Consider the following 15735-nt stretch of genomic DNA (forward strand, 5'->3'; position numbering starts at 1 on the left):
TTTTAGGGGGTCACGCCCTGGCCCTGGTCCTGGCGATCAAGCGCCACGGCCTGGGCGTCGGTGACCTCGCCGCGCGGACCGCCTTCGATCGTGGCGGCGGGGACGCCCAGCTGGTCCGCCGAGGTGACGCCCGAAGCCGACTTGGCTCGCACGCCGCCCGACTGCAGCCATTGGATATAGAGCAGACGCGACGCGGCCTCGTCCGCGGCGTTGAACGTCCGCCCGCCGAGACCGCCGATGGGGATCGCTGAGATCATCGTGGTGCGGCCGTCGACCAGCAGATCGGTATAGAGGGTCTTGGCCTGATTGAGCCGGCCCGTCCGCTGATAGCCGGTCGCCAGGTTGAACCGATCCACCGGACCGCCCTTCTTGGCCACGATCTTCTTGAAGGCGTTGGTCCCGGCCCAGTCATCGCCCTGAGCCATCATCTTCAAGGCATCGGATTCGGCCACAGGTTGAGACTGAGTGACCGCCGCGCCTGACGTTAGTGCATTTGCACTATTTTGAGCATGGACCGCCGTCGAGGCCAAGGCGCCACAGGCAGCCAAAAGCATAGCGTGGAATTTCCGCACTTTTCCGTCCTCCAAATTTCAAATTTTCACAGGCTTCCGACGTGTGAAGACTTGTTCCGGAAACAAGAGCGTGCGGTGAAGGTTTTAGTTCACTATGATTCGTAAATAATCGCTCGACACGGTGACGGGCTAGTAAGACGCGCGTCGACGCGCCTGCCGATCGAGATTCTTCGCCGCCTCGTCGGACACGTCGCCATAGGTCGGACCGCCCACCGTGGTCGAGGCGTCGACGCCGACGACGTCGGCCGAAACGGCTCCCTGGTTGCGCGCCATGACCCGCCGCGTCGCTTCGGAACTCATCCAATCGAGATAGACGAGCCGCGAGGCGGCCTCGTCGGCCACGTTGAAGACCCGCGAGGGAGCGTCCCTGGAAGGCGTCGAGGTGGCGGTGGTGGCCTGCCCGTCGACCAGCAGTTCCCGGTAGAGGCCGCGGGCCTGCTCGATACGCCCGGTGCGCTGGTAGCCGGTCGCCAGGTTGAACCGGTTCATGGGGGAATTGTCGGCGGCCACCAGCCTCTTGAGCGCGTTGGTCGCGCTCCAGACGCTGCCCTTGGACATCATGCCCAGCGGATCGGCCGCATAGACCGCCGTCGCGCCCAGAACCGCGCACGCGGCCGCAATGATCAGATGAACTTTCCGCACGTCCCCATCCCCCAAAAGGACCAGGGCCACAGGCTTCCGACGCGCGGCCTTGATCGAGCCAACACAGCGCCCGCGACGGCGTGCGGCTCTGCTTAGCTTTACAATAAATTAACCAATCTTGACAGTGGAATATCGTCGGTATCCGGAACGGTATTTCAGTACCCTTCGTATCGCCCGGGCTTGTGGTTGGCGATGATCACCACGCTCAGCGCCACGGCCGAAAGGATCGACAGCAAGAGCTTGTCCCACGACATCACCGCGAAGGCCGCGCCCACAATCACCACGTCGGACGCCATCTGCACCTTGCCGGCGCTGATCCCGCGCTTTTCGTAGAGCCAAAGCGCCAGAACCCCGATGCCGCCGACGCTGGACTTGTGCCGGGCCAGGGCCAGGATGCCCATGCCGATGACCGTGCCGCCGAAGAGCGCGGCGAAGACGGGATCGACCGTGGTGATCTTCAGCCAGGCTGGCATGCCCAGGGCCAGACCCGCCAGCAGCAGGTTGGTGACCAGGGTCTTGCCGGTGAACGTCCAGCCCAGGGTGCGCTGGGCCAGCACGTAGAACGGGATGTTCAGCAGGAAGAACAGCACCCCGACCGGCCAGTGGATCAGGTACGAGACGATCAGCGCCACGCCCGCGACGCCGCCGGTCGACAGGCCGGCCGCCTTCAGCAGGGTCAGGCCCACGGCGATGAAGCTGGAGCCGATCAGCAGGGCGTGAACGTCCTCGATCGGGGTGTGGCGGGCGGCGGAAGTGGGCGTGCTCATGGCGGCGAAAACGGGTCACGATTGGAAATGAAGATCGACCCGACCCCGACGTTTCGCTCCCCGATCCCTTGTTGGCGCGCCCAAACCCTTAAAAGACGGGCCTCTCGTACGCATGCGCCTTGATAGCGCGGGACTCCTTCGTCATATATCACTTGCGAACGCGGCGTCCCCTGGACTCCGCGCGAACTCATTCAACGATACGCCCCCGGATCGACACGTCCGGTGGCAAAAGCCCTTAAACAACACCGGAGCCGCCCTATTCGCCGTCCTATGCAAACGCCGCCCGTCAAGGATGGTCCGCGTATCAACGATGACATCCGCGTCCCTCGCGTCCTGCTGATCGACCAGAACGGCGAGAAGCAAGGCGAGATGCCGATCTCCGCCGCGCTCGAAGCGGCCGAGGAAGCTGGCCTGGACCTGGTCGAGATCGTTCCCAACGCGAACCCTCCCGTCTGCAAGATCCTGGACTACGGCAAGTTCAAGTTCCAGGAGCAGAAGAAGAAGAACGAGGCTCGCAAGCGGCAGAAGATCGTCGAGCTCAAGGAAATCAAGCTGCGCCCCAACATCGACATTCACGACTACGACGTGAAGGCCAAGTCGATGACCCGGTTCTTCGAGGAAGGCGACAAGGTCAAGGTGACCCTGCGCTTCCGCGGCCGGGAAATGGCGCACCCGGAACTGGGCATGAAGCTGCTGCTCAAGGTCAAGGCGGACTTCGACGAGATCGCCAAGGTCGAATACGAGCCACGCATGGAAGGCCGCCAGATGATCATGATCCTGGCGCCGCGCTAAGGCTTCCAACCAAGCTCTGCAGAACGCCCCGGCCCGCAAGGCCGGGGCGTTTTTCTTTGCCTCGCGCGACGGGGGGCGGCGCAACCCCACGGTGAGAACAAGCTCGACAGTACGCTGAGCTTTGCTAGCTTGAGCGCAGTTGGGGGGAGTTTCGCGTGTTGAAGAGTGTCTTGGCCGTCATGACGGCCGGTATAGCCATGACCAGTGCAGCCTGGGCCGAGACCCCGCCGCTTTCGGTCTACGGGCGCCTGCCCAACGTCGAGCAGGTCGAGATTTCGCCGGACGGCAGCAAGCTGGCGCTCTCCGTCACCGACGGCGAGAACCGGATGCTGGTGATCCGCGAGGCGGCCGAAGGCGGCAAGCTGCTGGGGGCCATGAACTTCGCCTCGACCAAGCTGCGCGGCGTGCAATGGGCCGGCGAGGAGCACGTGCTGGTCACCACCTCCAGCACCGCCCAGCCCTACGGCCTGACCGGGCCCAAGCAAGAATACTGGATGGCCTTCGACTACAATCTCGTCACCAAGAAGCAGCGGCTGCTGATGGAGAACGAGAAGGAGGCGATGAACGTCGTCCTGGGCGCGCCGGACGTGCGCTTCGTCGAGGGCGTGCCCTACGCCTTCGTCAAGGCCGTCCACTTCGTCGACAACTACGGCCAGAACACGCTGTACAGGGTCAATCTGAAGAACGGCGCGACGCGCATGCTCGACGGCGGCGGCGACGAGGACACCGACGGTTGGGCCGTGTCGCTGGACGGTCAGCCCCTGGCGCAGTCGCGATACGACGAGAAGAAGGGCGACTGGTCGCTGAGGATCAGGGGCGACAAGGGCTGGGTCACCACCGAGCGCGTCGTTTCGAAACTGGGCTCGCTCGGCCTGGCAGGCGTCGGTCGCGACGGCCGCTCGGTGCTCTCCTGGATGCAGGACGAGGACGACGAGGACAAGACCGTGCTGCGCGAATACGCGCAGGACGGCAGCTACGTGGTCATCCCCGACAGCGCCAAGTTCGACAACCTGATCCACGCCTCGGACGGATCCAGCCTGGTGGGCGCGATCAGCCTAGTCGGCGACGAGCGCCGCTACACCTTCTTCGACGCCAAGCTGCACGCCAGCTGGGCCGCCGTGGTCAAGGCGTTCCCCGGCGATCGGGTGTCGCTGGCCTCGTGGTCGGCCGACAAGCGCCAGCTGGTGGTCGAGGTCGACTCCCCCACCATGGGCCCGGCCTACGCCCTGGTCGACCTGAACGCCAAGAGCGCCCGCTTCCTGACCGACGTCTATCGGGGCCTGACGGAGGAAGGCGTCTCCAAGGTCCAGCCGATCAAGTACAAGGCGGCCGACGGGCTGGAGATCACCGGCTACCTGACCCTGCCGCGCGGCAAGGATCCCAAGAACCTGCCGCTGGTGGTGCTGCCGCACGGCGGCCCGAAGTCCCGCGACACGCCCGATTTCGACTGGTGGAGCCAGGCCCTGGCCTCGCGCGGCTATGCGGTGCTGCGACCCAATTTCCGGGGTTCGGACGGCTTTGGCTGGGCGTTCGTCGAGGCGGGCTTCGGCCAATGGGGCAAGGCCATGCAGACCGACCTGTCGGACGGCGTCCGCTACCTGGCCAAGCAGGGGACCATCGATCCCAAGCGCGTCTGCATCGTCGGCGCCAGCTACGGCGGCTACGCGGCCCTGGCCGGGGCCACGCTGGACCGCGGCGTCTATCGGTGCGCGGCCTCGATCGCCGGGCCGGCCGACCTCAAGCGCTTCGTGCTGGACAAGGACCGGCTCTACGAGGGCCGCGCCAACTCGACCACGCGCTTCTGGCTGCAGTTCATGGGCGCGGACGGCCTGAAGGACCCCGATCTGGCGGCCATCTCGCCGGTCCAGCAGGCGGGCAAGGCCGAAATCCCGGTGCTGCTGATCCATGGCAAGGACGACACCGTCGTCCCCTACGTCCAGAGCACCCTGATGGCCGACGCCCTGAAGAAGGCCGGCAAGCCGGTCGAGCTGGTCACCCTGCCCAGCGAAGACCACTGGCTGTCGCGCGGCGCCACCCGCCTCCAGATGCTGACCTCGGTGGTCGACTTCCTCGAGAAGAACAACCCATCGAACTGAGGCGACAAATGACCGCTATCTGAAATTTCAGATAGCGGTCGCCACGGCGCGCGATGAGGCGTAAACCGCGCGGCCTGATGACCACGCTTTCCACGCCCGCCGACCCGACCACCGCCACATCGCCGGACGCCAGTCCGCGCGCGCTCTATGTCCTGCTGCTGGTGGTGTTCATCAACTTGGTCGGTTTCGGGCTGGTGATCCCGCTGCTGCCCTTCTACGCCAAGTCGCTGAGCGCCAGCCCCTGGCAGGTGACGGCGCTGTTCTCGGCCTATTCGCTGGGCCAGTTCATCGCCGAGCCGTTCTGGGGACGCTTGAGCGACCGCATCGGCCGGCGGCCGGTGCTGATCGTCACCATCCTGGCCAACACCGTGTCGTACATCGCCCTGGCCTTCGCCCCGAGCATCGGCTGGGCCTTCGCGATCCGCCTGGCCAGCGGCTTCGGCAGCGGCAACATCTCGACGATCCAGGGCTACATGGCCGATGTCACCCCGCCCGAGAAGCGGGCCGGACGCATGGGCCTGCTGGGCGCGGCGTTCGGCATGGGCTTCGTGGTCGGCCCCACCCTGGGCGGGCTGCTGCCGGGCCTGGCCAAGTTCTTCGGCCATTCCGACACCGGCCGCCTGGCCTTCCAGATCCCGCTGCTGACCGCCGCGGCCCTGGCGGCGATCGCCTCACTGGGCGTCTTCCTGTTCGTGGTCGAGAGCCGCGCGCCCAGCCACAAGGACGCGCCGGTGATCCGCCGTCGCGACCACCTGGCCGCCGCCGCCGCCCATCCGGTGCTGTCGCGCGTGCTGCTGGTCACCCTGATCTCGACCGCCGCCTTCGCGGGCATGGAAGCGGTCTTCGGCCTGTGGACTCAGGCCCGGTTCGACTGGGGGCCCAAACAGGTCGGCCTGTGCTTCGCGGTGATCGGGGTGATCGCCTCGGTCGGCCAGGGCCTGATCACCGGCCGGCTGGCCCGCCGGTTCGGCGAGGCCAAGGTGCTGACGGCGGGCCTGGCGATCATCGCCGTCAGCCTGGCCCTGACGCCGTTCGTCCCGACCAGCGCCTTCGTGCCGGTGGCCGTGGGCTGCACCGCGTTCGGCCAGTCGCTGGTCTTCCCGTGCATCGCGGCCCTGATCTCGCGCGCCACCCCGCCCGACAAGCAGGGCGCCATGCTGGGCCTGAACATGGCCGCCGGCTCGTTGGCCCGCATGGGCGGACCGATGCTGGCCGGCCCGCTGTTCGGCCTGGCGATCGGCGGTCCCTACTGGCTGGGCGCGGTGCTGATGCTGCCGGCCGTCGCCTTCGCCCTGACGATCGAGCACCGGGTCAAGGCCGCCGCATAGGGCTCGACAGCTTCACCGTGCGCCGCTAATTCTTCTACATTGAGTTGGGGGCTTACATGTTGAAGTTGTTCGCCGGCGCCGCCTTGGCCGCGCTGGTTTCGTCGAGCGCCGCCTTGGCCGGTTCGCTCGATGCTTACGGTCGCCTGCCGGCGATCTCGGACGTCGAAATCTCGAGCGACGGCGCCAATCTGGCCTATATCGCCCACGACGGCGGGACCAGCCGGGTGATCATCCAGCCGCTGAACGGCGGCGAGATCCAGTCCGTCGATTTCGGCAAGGTCAAGATGCGCGGCGTCATGTGGTCCGACCCGAACCACGTGCTGGCCATGGTGTCACGCACCCAGGCCATCGAATACGTCACCTATGTCGGTGAGCAGTTCCAGGCCACCAGCATCAATATCAAGACCGGCGCCTCGGTTCAGATTCCCAAGCGCTCGTACGAGACGATCAACAACGTTCTCAACTCGACCCCGGTCGGCGGCGTCGTCAACGGCAAGCCGACGATCTTCACGCAGTTCTATGCGGGCGAAGAGGCCAAATCGATCCAGGCGGGCCGGTTCGACCTCTATCGCGTCGATCCCGACACCGGCGTCGCGGCCATGGTGCAGATGGGCGACACCCAAACCGGCGACTACCTGTTCAAGACCGACGGCACGGTGATCGCGCGCACGGAATACGACCGTGAAACCGCGCGCTGGTCGATGGAACTGCGCAAGGACGGCAAGTGGGTCGACGCCTATGTCGCCACCGCGCCGCTCGACGGCCCGAGCATGGAGGGTCTGTCGCTCGACGAGAAGTCGGTGGTGATGTCGATCCGGAACGAGAAGAGCGGCGCATATGAGCTGGCCAATATCTCGATCGCCGACGGCAAGCTGGGCGAGTTCTATGGACCCGACGGGCATTTCGACACGATCACCGACGACGCCAACCACGTGATCGGAACCGTCACGGGAACCGACTTCAAGGAATACCACTTCGACGAGCCCCGGCTGGCCGCCGCCTGGTCGATGGTCGCCGGCGTGTTCCCGGGTCGGCAGCTGACCTTGCAGTCGCATACGCCCGATTACACAAAGATCGTGATCTACGCTCAAGGCACGGGCGAACCGGGCGGCTACTATCTGCTCGATCTGACGGTCAAGAAGCTCAGCAAGGTCGGCTCGGCCTACCCCACCCTGGCCCCCGCCGACGTCGCCGAGGTGCGGTCGATCAAGTACGCCGCCGCCGACGGCCTGATGATCCAGGGCTACCTCACTCTGCCGCCGGGCAAGCCCGCCAAGGGTCTTGCGCTGATCGTCCTGCCTCACGGCGGACCGCAAGCCAACGACGAGGCCGGCTTTGACTATTGGGCCCAGGCCCTGGCTTCGCGCGGCTATGCGGTGCTGCAACCCAACTTCCGCGGCTCGACGGGCCGCGGCGAGAGCTTCATCCGCGCCGGCGACGGCGAATGGGGCGGCAAGATGCAGACCGACCTGTCCGACGGCGTGCGCTTCCTGGCCAAGCAAGGGATCATCGATCCCAAGCGCGTGTGCATAGACGGCGGCAGCTATGGCGGCTACGCGGCCCTGGCCGGCATCACGATGGACAAGGGCGTCTACCGCTGCGCCGTGTCGGTGGCCGGCATCGGCGACCTGCGCCAGTTCCTCAACTTCAAACTGCTGCGCTCCGGCGAGGAGAGCCCGACCATCCGCCACTACAAGCGCGCCTTCGGGGTCACCTCGGTCAACGACCCCAAGCTGGACGAACGCTCGCCGGAACGTCACGCCGCCGACGCCGACGGCCCGGTCCTGCTGATCCATGGCAAGGAAGACACCGTCGTGCGCTACGAGCAGAGCACGGGCATGCTCCACGCCCTGCAGAAGGCCGGCAAGCCGGTCGAGTTCGTGGACCTGCGCGAGGAAGATCACTGGCTGTCGCGTGAAGCCACCCGCCAGCAGATGCTGTCGGCGACCGTGACCTTCCTCGAGAAGAACAACCCGCCGAACTAACTCCGGCGGGAGTCGCCAAGGGGCGGAGACGGCGCTTGCCTTCTCCGCCCCTTTCCCGTACTAACCCCGCCTTTCCGGAACCGCCTGGCCAATTGGCATGCCATGGCGGTTCGTCATGCTATCTCAGAGGACGGGGCCGTGAGGCTCCGACGCGAAATGCCTAAGTTGAAGACCAAGTCGGGCGCGAAGAAGCGCTTCAAGATCACGGCCACGGGCCTGCTGAAAGCCGGCGTCGCCGGCAAGCGTCACCGTCTGATCGGCCACAACGGCAAGTACATCCGCCAAAACCGCGGCACGAAGGTCATGAGCGAATCCGACGCCAAGACCATCCGTTCGTACCTGCCCTACGGCCTTTAAGGAGCGCTGACACATGGCTCGCGTTAAACGTGGCGTCACCGCCCACGCCAAGCACAAGAAGGTTCTTGAACAGGCGAAGGGCTTCTACGGCCGCCGCAAGAACACCATCCGCACCGCCAAGGCCGCCGTCGACAAGGCCGGCCAGTACGCGTACCGCGACCGCAAGGTGCGCAAGCGCGCCTTCCGCTCGCTGTGGATCCAACGCATCAACGCCGGCGCTCGCATCGAGGGCTTCACCTACTCGCAATTTATCCACGGCCTGGACGTGGCGGGTATCGTGATCGACCGTAAGGTCCTCTCGGACATCGCGGGCAACGACCCGGTCGCGTTCAAGGCCATTGCTGACAAGGTCCGCACCGCCCTGGCCGCCTAAAGGTCTTCATCGGGTTCGTCCCGATTGCGATCTGAAGAGCCCTCCGGTGCGAACCGGAGGGCTTTTTGCTGCGCGCTCGCCTGACCGACGCCCTCGCCCGGCTCGGCGGGGTTTCGAAACGCCTCAAGACCACCTAGACCGTTTATCGACCGGGCTTTCCGGCAAAGCTGGCGATGGAGGACGTGATGAGCATTCGCAAGGCGATCGGTTCCCTGGCGGCGCTGCTGCTGGCGGCGATCTTCGTGCCGACGGCTCGGGCCGACATCACGCCGCCCGCCCCGCCCGCGACGCAGGCGGACGCCCTGCCCTACAAGAACGGCCCGTTGTCGGCCGTGGCGATCTTCATCCCCGACAGCGAAGTCTCCGAGTTCGAGAAGCCTCCCCACGAGACGCCCCGGGTGACCCGCATCCATTCCCTGAAGGTCGGCGAGACAGCGGCGCTGAAGCTGATCTTCAAGGGCCCGCAACTCGACGCCGAAGGCCGCATCGACGTCACGTTCGACGTCGACTTCATCCGGCCCGACGGCAAGCTGGTCGACGGCGGATCGCTCAAGGGCCTGCCGGCCTTCCAAGGTCCCGTGCCGATCCCCGAGGCCATCTTCGACAACCTCATCGCGGTGCCGAAGATGAGTTTCGAGGCCACCGACCCCAAGGGATTCTACAAGGCCGTGATCATCCTGCACGACAACATCGGCGGTCGGGACATTCCCATGACCACCGAGATCGAACGGCTTTGACGCCGCGCCCCATCAACCCGAGTGACGAACGCTCTCTGTATCGCTAGACCGACACCGCCATGACCGATCTCACAACTCTCGAAGCCGACGTGCTGGCGCAAGTCGCCGCCGCCGGCGATCTCGCCGCCCTCGACGCCGTGCGCGTTTCCGCCCTGGGCAAGACCGGCTCGATCTCGGGCCTGCTCAAGACGCTGGGGGCCATGAGCCCCGACGAGCGCAAGGAACGGGGCGCGGCGATCAACGTCCTGCGCGACCGCGCGCAGACGGCGCTGAACGACAAGAAGGCCGCGCTGGAAACCGCCGCCCTCGACGCGCGCCTGGCCAGCGAGACCCTGGACCTGACCCTGCCCGCCCCGCACCGTCGCCGCGGCAGCGTCCATCCGACCATGCAGACCATGGACGAGGTGATCGCCATCTTCGCCGAGATGGGCTTCGCCGTCGCGGAAGGTCCCGACATCGAGGACGACCTCCACAACTTCACGGCCCTGAACTTCCCCCCCAAGCACCCGGCGCGGGAAATGCACGACACCTTCTTCTTCAATCCGAAGAAGAACGAGGACGGCTCGGACGGCGAGCGCATGCTTCTGCGCACCCACACCAGCCCCGTGCAGGTGCGGACCATGCTGTCGCAGAAGCCGCCGATCCGGATCATCGCCCCGGGCCGCACCTACCGTGTCGACAACGACGCCACCCACACGCCGGTGTTCCACCAGGTCGAGGGTCTGGTGATCGACACCGACACCAACATGGGCCAGCTGAAATGGACCCTGGAGACCTTCCTGGCGCGGTTCTTCGAGACCGACGCGGTGAAGACCCAGTTCCGGCCGCACCACTTCCCGTTCACCGAGCCCTCGGCCGAGATGGACGTTCAGTGCGACCGCTCGGGCGGCGAGATCAAGATCGGCCAGGGCACGTCCTGGCTCGAGATCCTGGGCTGCGGCATGGTTCACCCCAACGTCCTGCGCGCCTGCAACATCGATCCGGACGAGTACCAGGGCTTCGCCTTCGGCATGGGCGTCGACCGGCTGGGGATGCTGAAATACGGCATGCCCGACCTGCGCGACATGTGGGCGTCCGACGTCCGCTGGCTCAAGCACTACGGCTTCAGCGCGTTCGCCGCGCCGAACGCGGCGTCGGGACTGAGCTGATGAGCTTCCAACCGGGCGGCCGCGACGGCCGCATCCCCACAGACGCCATGGCCAAGGTGTTCGAGAACGTCGACATCTCGCTGTTCGACCTGGCCCGCGCCGTCCTGAAGGCCGGCCAGCGCACGATCAACGGCCGGACGTTCCGCAACTGCTTCATCGAGGGTCCAGCCGTGATGCTGGTGCTCAACAACGTCAATTTCGACAACACCAATTTCGGTCCCAACGGCGGCGACGTGCGCAACCTCGTGCTGCGCCCCGCCGGGCCGACCAGCGTGGTCGGCGCGATCCCCGTTTCGGACTGTGAGTTCATCAACTGCGAGTTCTTCGGCCTGGGCTTCACCGGACCCGACCAATTCCTCGACCAGTTGCTGACCCTGGAAACCCGCTAATGAAGTTCACCCTTTCCTGGCTCAAGGACCACCTCGACACCGAGGCGTCCGCCACCGAAGTCGTCGCCGCCATGACCATGGCCGGCCTCGAGGTCGAGCACGTCACCGACCCGGCGTCGAAGCTGGCCGCGTTCACGGTCGCCAAGATCGTCGAGGCCGTGCAGCACCCCAACGCCGACCGCCTGCGGGTCTGCCAGGTCGACACCGTCGACGGCCGCAAGGAGATCGTCTGCGGCGCGCCCAACGCGCGCGCGGGCCTGACCACCGTCTACGCCCCGATCGGCGCCTATGTGCCCGGCCTGGACGTGACCCTGGTCGAGAAGCCGGTGCGCGGCGTGGTGTCCAACGGCATGCTCTGCTCGGCCTCCGAACTGGAAGTCGCCGGCGAGAACGACGGCATCATGGAGCTGCCCGACGACCTGGCCGTCGGGACGCCGGCCGCCGAGGCCCTGGGCCTGGAAGCCGTGATCGACTTCGAGGTCACCCCCAATCGCCCCGACTGGCTGGGCGTGGCCGGCATCGCCCGCGACCTGGCCGCCGCCGGCGTCGGGACGCTGAAGACCGCCCCCATCGACGAGATCCCGGGCACCTTCGACTGCCCGATCTCCATCAAGGTGGACGGCGAAGCCTGTCCGGTGTTCGCCGGCCGCGTGATCGAGGGCGTGAAGAACGGCCCTTCGCCCAAGTGGCTGCGCGATCGCCTGACCGCCATCGGCCTGCGTCCGATCAGCGCCCTGGTGGATATCACCAACCTGATCACCTACGACCGCGCCCGCCCGCTGCACGTCTATGACCGCGCCAAGCTGGTCGGTACGACGATCGAGGCGCGCCTGGGCCACGGCAAGGCCGAGGCCTCGCCCAGCGACCAGCCCTCGCCCGCCGAGCATCATGACGAGCAGTTGATCGCGCTGGACGGCAAGACCTACGACATCACGGCCGCGATGAGCGTCATCGCCGACGCCGACGGCAACCGGCCGATCGGCCTGGGCGGGGTGATGGGCGGCGAGAGCACGGGATGCTCGGACGACACCGTCGACATCTTCGTCGAAAGCGCCTGGTTCGACCCGATCACCACGGCCCAGACCGGCCGGGCCACCGGCATCAACAGCGACGCCCAGTACCGCTTCGCGCGGGGCGTGAACCCGCAGTCGTGCGAGGAGGGCCTGCACCTGGCCACCAAGCTCATTCTGGAGCTGTGCGGCGGCAAGCCTTCCAAGATCGTCGTGGCCGGCCAGCCGCCCGCGCCGCCCGCGCCCTTCGCGTTCGACTTCGACTACATCGAAAAGCTGACGGGCATTTCGGAACCGCTGCAGTCCAACGTCGCGATCCTCACGTCGCTGGGCTTCACGGTGGAGTCCCAAGCCGTGCACGTGATCGCCGATCTACCCACGGTCAGGATGTCTCCCATCGAGGGGCAGGCCACGACCTCTTCGGTCTACACGATCACGCCGCCGCCCTGGCGTCGCGACGTCTCGCAGCCCGCGGACATCGTCGAGGAAGCCGCTCGCATCGCCGGGTTCGACAAGGTGCCCTCCCAGCCCCTGCCCGAGGTTCCTCGCGCGGTCGGCGGCGTGCTGACCGTCAAGCAGGCCCGCGCCCGCACGGCCCGTCGCGCCCTGGCGGCGGCCGGCTACGCCGAGGCCCTGACCTTCAGCTTCACCAGCAAGGCCACCGCCGAGCTGTTCGGCGGCGGCGCGCCCGAGCTTATCCTGGCCAATCCGATCGCCTCGGACCTGGACTGCATGCGCCCGTCGCTGCTGCCCAACCTGATCGACGCCGCCGGCCGCAACGCCCGCCAGGGCTTCCCGGACGTCGCCCTGTTCGAGGTGGGCCCGGTGTTCTTCGGCGACCGCCCGCAGGACCAGAAGACCACGATCGCCGCCATCCTGGCCCCGCGCGCCCCGCGCGGCTGGGCCAAGGCGCCGGCCGAGGACCTGTTCGACGTGAAGGCCGACCTGCTGGCCCTGCTGGAGGAGATCGGCGCGCCGGTCGCCTCGCTGCAGACCGCCCAGGGCTCGGCCTCGTCGTGGTGGCACCCGGGCCGCTCGGCGCGCCTGCAGCTGGGTCCCAAGGCGGTGCTGGCCGAGTTCGGCGAGCTGCATCCGGCGGTCCTCAAGACCCTGGACGTGGCCGGCCCGGTCTATGGCTTCGAGATCACCCTGGAAGCCGTGCCCGAGCCCAAGAAGAAGGCCATCAAGTCGCGTCCGGCCTTCAGCCCCTCGCCGCTGATGCCCCTGACCCGCGACTTCGCCTTCGTGGCCGACAAGGCCAAGGCGGCGGGCGACCTGGTCAAGGCCGCGGCCGGCGCCGACAAGGCGCTGATCGACGCGGTGCGGGTGTTCGACGTCTACGAGGGCCCCGGCGTGCCGGAAGGCTCCAAGTCGGTCGCCCTCGAGGTGGTCGTCCAGCCGCGCGACAAGACCCTGACCGAAGCCGAGATCGAGGCCCTGTCGGCCAAGATCGTCGCTGCGGTCGAGAAGGCCGGCGGCAAGCTGCGGGGCTAAGCTGCTCTTCGCCTCCCGCGACATGTTGTTCGCGGGAGGCGATCGCAACCTCTCCTTAACCAAAACCACACAACTTCCGGTGCAGTCGCCGGGAGACAAACGCCGTGGTCGCCAGCATTCCGCCCGCCAGCCTTCCGTCGGTCAGCGCCATACAGGCCATGCTCGCGGCGCGCCCTCGACTGACCGAGGACGAGATCCAGGCGCGCAAGGCCAAGGCCGAGGCGATGAGCCAGCCGCCGGTCAAGGTCACGCTGTCGGACGAAGCCCAGGCCGCCCTGGCCGCGGACAAGCAACGCTTCGACCTGGAGATCAAGAAGAGCGACCTGCACAAGGTCTGGAGCGAGAATATCCACGCCATGCTGAAGGCCGATCCGCGCGCGCCCCAGGGCGGCGTCTATGCCGAGATCCGCAAGGACGGCAAGGTGATCGCCACCATCAACAACGACGGTTCGGCCGGCTGGCCGGGAACGTCGTCCTTCCCGCCCAGCGTCTTCGACGGCGAACCCAAATGGGGCGGCACGGCCTTGGCCCAGCATCGTCTGCAGGCCCTGCGGAAGGCCAGCGGCGGCGAGATCGTCATGGCCAAGACCGCCATCATTGATCCCTTCGCCCAGGCGGCCAACCGCGAGACGGTCATGGCCCCGTTCCGCGCCGAGAAGCAGCGGCTGGACGAAGCGACCTACGAGATCGACAAGCAGCTGGCCGACCAGTTCGGTTTCCCGGTTCCCACGCCGCCGGTCTCGCTGACGGAAGACCCCACCGGCGGCGATCCGCCGCTGGGCCTGACCCAGGACGCGCTGGACTACCTGAAGGCCCAGTTCGAAGACCCGGACGTCAAGACCGCCCTGGCCGACGGCGGCCTACAACCGCCCGACGCCGATCAACTGACCGTCGAGCACGCGCTGGACGCCCTGTCGCAGCTGAACGAGGACATGAAGGCCCGCTTCGACGATCTGTTGAAGGGTCCGAACCTCTATCTCGCGCTGGCGCGACAGGCCGAGGATTCGCCCAAGCCCGACGCGCTCGCGCCGTCGCCGACCGTTCCATCCTCGCCTTTGCCCGTTACCAGGGCGGCCGCTGGCTAGAACCTAGCCACATCGCCTCGCCATCGCCCGCGAGCAGGCTAGACCTTGCGCTGTGCCTAAGCCCACGCTAACTGTGTAATCGCACACGGAGTTTCCACGCCATCATGCTCTCGCAGCTGGCCATGAACGTTCTGATCGCCACCGGCCTCACCGCCGGCGTCGCGATCTCGTGCGCGCGCAACATTATGATGCAGGCCAAGATTAAAACCGTTCGTGTGCGAACGGGGCAGCACAGGCGCGCGGTCGACTAGACGACCAACAAGCCGAAAGATCGCAAGATCCGCAAAGCCCCGCTTCCCACAAGGAGCGGGGTTTTTGCTGTGCGGTCATCGGTCCCCTTCAAATCCATAGGACCTTTGAAACCATGAGCTACCTGCCTTCCCCACCCGCCTTCAATTCCGACCACGAAGGCGTCACCGTCCACCAGCTGCTGCTGGCCGCCCAGGACGCACCCTCGGCGCTGGAAGCCGTCCGCCAAGGCCTGGCCGACAGCGGCGCCGAGCTGTGCGCCCTGTCGATGAAGCCGGTCGGCCAGATCGTCGAAGGCTCCCTGCGCGTCCGCCACCTCAGCGACCAGGCCGCCCGCCTGCTGGCTCGCGACCTGGCCGCCTGGCCCGGCGTCACCTCGGCCAGCGTCGAGCATCAGTGGGTGCGGCCGTGAGCGAGCTTAAATCCCCCAAAGACGGAGAAGACGACAAACGCCGGCTGTTCCTGGTGATCGCCGACGACACGCCCGACGCCCTGATGCGGGTGCTGGGCGTGGCCAACGTCCAGCAGACCCGCCTGCGCGCCCTGACCGCCCAGCCGGACGGCGCGGGCCTGAGCATCCGCCTGGAGCTGGACGACCAGGGCGACGAGCGGGCCCAGATCCTGGCCGCCCGCTTGTCGGCCTGCCCGTCGGTGCGCGGCGTCGGTTTCGGCTGGCGATAGGGTGTAACCTTTCGGACAACTGATCCGTAT

General features: G+C 66.9%; 17 protein-coding genes. 14 read left to right on the plus strand and 3 right to left on the minus strand.

What is annotated here, in order from left to right; all coding sequences use genetic code 11:
• Positions 1-2: 2 nt before the first annotated feature.
• From AC1DMQ_RS03080 to AC1DMQ_RS03090, 3 genes are all read right to left on the minus strand, one after another.
• Complete coding sequence (locus AC1DMQ_RS03080; protein WP_477032083.1) at positions 3-425, minus strand: hypothetical protein; 423 nt, start codon at positions 423-425, stop codon at positions 3-5.
• A 276-nt stretch (positions 426-701) separates the two neighbouring features.
• Positions 702-1214: a hypothetical protein gene (locus AC1DMQ_RS03085; protein WP_477032084.1), complete on the minus strand. Its 513-nt coding sequence runs from the start codon at positions 1212-1214 to the stop codon at positions 702-704.
• Between the two features lie 155 nt (positions 1215-1369).
• Positions 1370-1981 carry a YitT family protein gene (locus tag AC1DMQ_RS03090; protein WP_477032085.1) on the minus strand — a complete coding sequence of 204 codons (612 nt, stop codon included), beginning with the start codon at positions 1979-1981 and terminating at the stop codon, positions 1370-1372.
• A 270-nt stretch (positions 1982-2251) separates the two neighbouring features.
• Between AC1DMQ_RS03090 and infC the strand changes: the two genes are divergently transcribed.
• From infC to AC1DMQ_RS03160, 14 genes are all read left to right on the plus strand, one after another.
• Positions 2252-2773 (plus strand): translation initiation factor IF-3, encoded by a 522-nt coding sequence (infC, locus tag AC1DMQ_RS03095; protein WP_007672122.1) that lies wholly within the window; start codon positions 2252-2254, stop codon positions 2771-2773.
• Positions 2774-2928: 155 nt separating this feature from the next.
• Positions 2929-4869: an alpha/beta hydrolase family protein gene (locus AC1DMQ_RS03100; RefSeq protein WP_477032086.1), complete on the plus strand. Its 1941-nt coding sequence runs from the start codon at positions 2929-2931 to the stop codon at positions 4867-4869.
• 77 nt (positions 4870-4946) lie between these two features.
• Positions 4947-6197 carry an MFS transporter gene (locus AC1DMQ_RS03105; protein WP_477032087.1) on the plus strand — a complete coding sequence of 417 codons (1251 nt, stop codon included), beginning with the start codon at positions 4947-4949 and terminating at the stop codon, positions 6195-6197.
• Positions 6198-6253: 56 nt separating this feature from the next.
• Entirely contained in the window at positions 6254-8182 is a 1929-nt protein-coding gene (locus tag AC1DMQ_RS03110) for an alpha/beta hydrolase family protein (RefSeq protein ID WP_477032088.1), read from the plus strand.
• A gap of 156 nt (positions 8183-8338) precedes the next feature.
• Complete coding sequence (gene rpmI, locus AC1DMQ_RS03115; RefSeq protein ID WP_007672148.1) at positions 8339-8539, plus strand: 50S ribosomal protein L35; 201 nt, start codon at positions 8339-8341, stop codon at positions 8537-8539.
• 13 nt (positions 8540-8552) lie between these two features.
• On the plus strand, positions 8553-8912 hold the full coding sequence (rplT, locus tag AC1DMQ_RS03120; RefSeq protein ID WP_165185547.1) for a 50S ribosomal protein L20: 360 nt from the start codon (positions 8553-8555) through the stop codon (positions 8910-8912).
• Positions 8913-9097: 185 nt separating this feature from the next.
• The gene (locus AC1DMQ_RS03125; RefSeq protein WP_477032089.1) at positions 9098-9649 is read left to right on the plus strand and encodes a hypothetical protein; all 552 of its coding nucleotides are present in this window, start codon (positions 9098-9100) and stop codon (positions 9647-9649) included.
• Between the two features lie 59 nt (positions 9650-9708).
• On the plus strand, positions 9709-10797 hold the full coding sequence (gene pheS / locus AC1DMQ_RS03130; protein ID WP_477032090.1) for a phenylalanine--tRNA ligase subunit alpha: 1089 nt from the start codon (positions 9709-9711) through the stop codon (positions 10795-10797).
• Positions 10797-11186 (plus strand): hypothetical protein, encoded by a 390-nt coding sequence (locus AC1DMQ_RS03135; protein WP_477032091.1) that lies wholly within the window; start codon positions 10797-10799, stop codon positions 11184-11186. The genes pheS and AC1DMQ_RS03135 overlap by 1 nt, the downstream gene beginning before the upstream one ends.
• Positions 11186-13690 (plus strand): YtpR family tRNA-binding protein, encoded by a 2505-nt coding sequence (gene ytpR / locus AC1DMQ_RS03140; protein ID WP_477032092.1) that lies wholly within the window; start codon positions 11186-11188, stop codon positions 13688-13690. The genes AC1DMQ_RS03135 and ytpR overlap by 1 nt, the downstream gene beginning before the upstream one ends.
• A 104-nt stretch (positions 13691-13794) precedes the next feature.
• Positions 13795-14775: a hypothetical protein gene (locus AC1DMQ_RS03145; protein WP_477032093.1), complete on the plus strand. Its 981-nt coding sequence runs from the start codon at positions 13795-13797 to the stop codon at positions 14773-14775.
• Positions 14776-14879: 104 nt separating this feature from the next.
• Positions 14880-15026 carry a hypothetical protein gene (locus AC1DMQ_RS03150; protein ID WP_477032094.1) on the plus strand — a complete coding sequence of 49 codons (147 nt, stop codon included), beginning with the start codon at positions 14880-14882 and terminating at the stop codon, positions 15024-15026.
• Positions 15027-15139: 113 nt separating this feature from the next.
• Positions 15140-15436 (plus strand): hypothetical protein, encoded by a 297-nt coding sequence (locus AC1DMQ_RS03155; RefSeq protein WP_035072771.1) that lies wholly within the window; start codon positions 15140-15142, stop codon positions 15434-15436.
• A complete protein-coding gene (locus tag AC1DMQ_RS03160; RefSeq protein WP_477032095.1) occupies positions 15433-15705 on the plus strand; it encodes a hypothetical protein in 273 nt (90 codons plus the stop codon). Before AC1DMQ_RS03155 ends, AC1DMQ_RS03160 begins: the two co-directional genes overlap by 4 nt.
• Positions 15706-15735 lie beyond the last annotated feature (30 nt).

It is taken from the genome of Caulobacter sp. 05L422 (assembly GCF_056397765.1).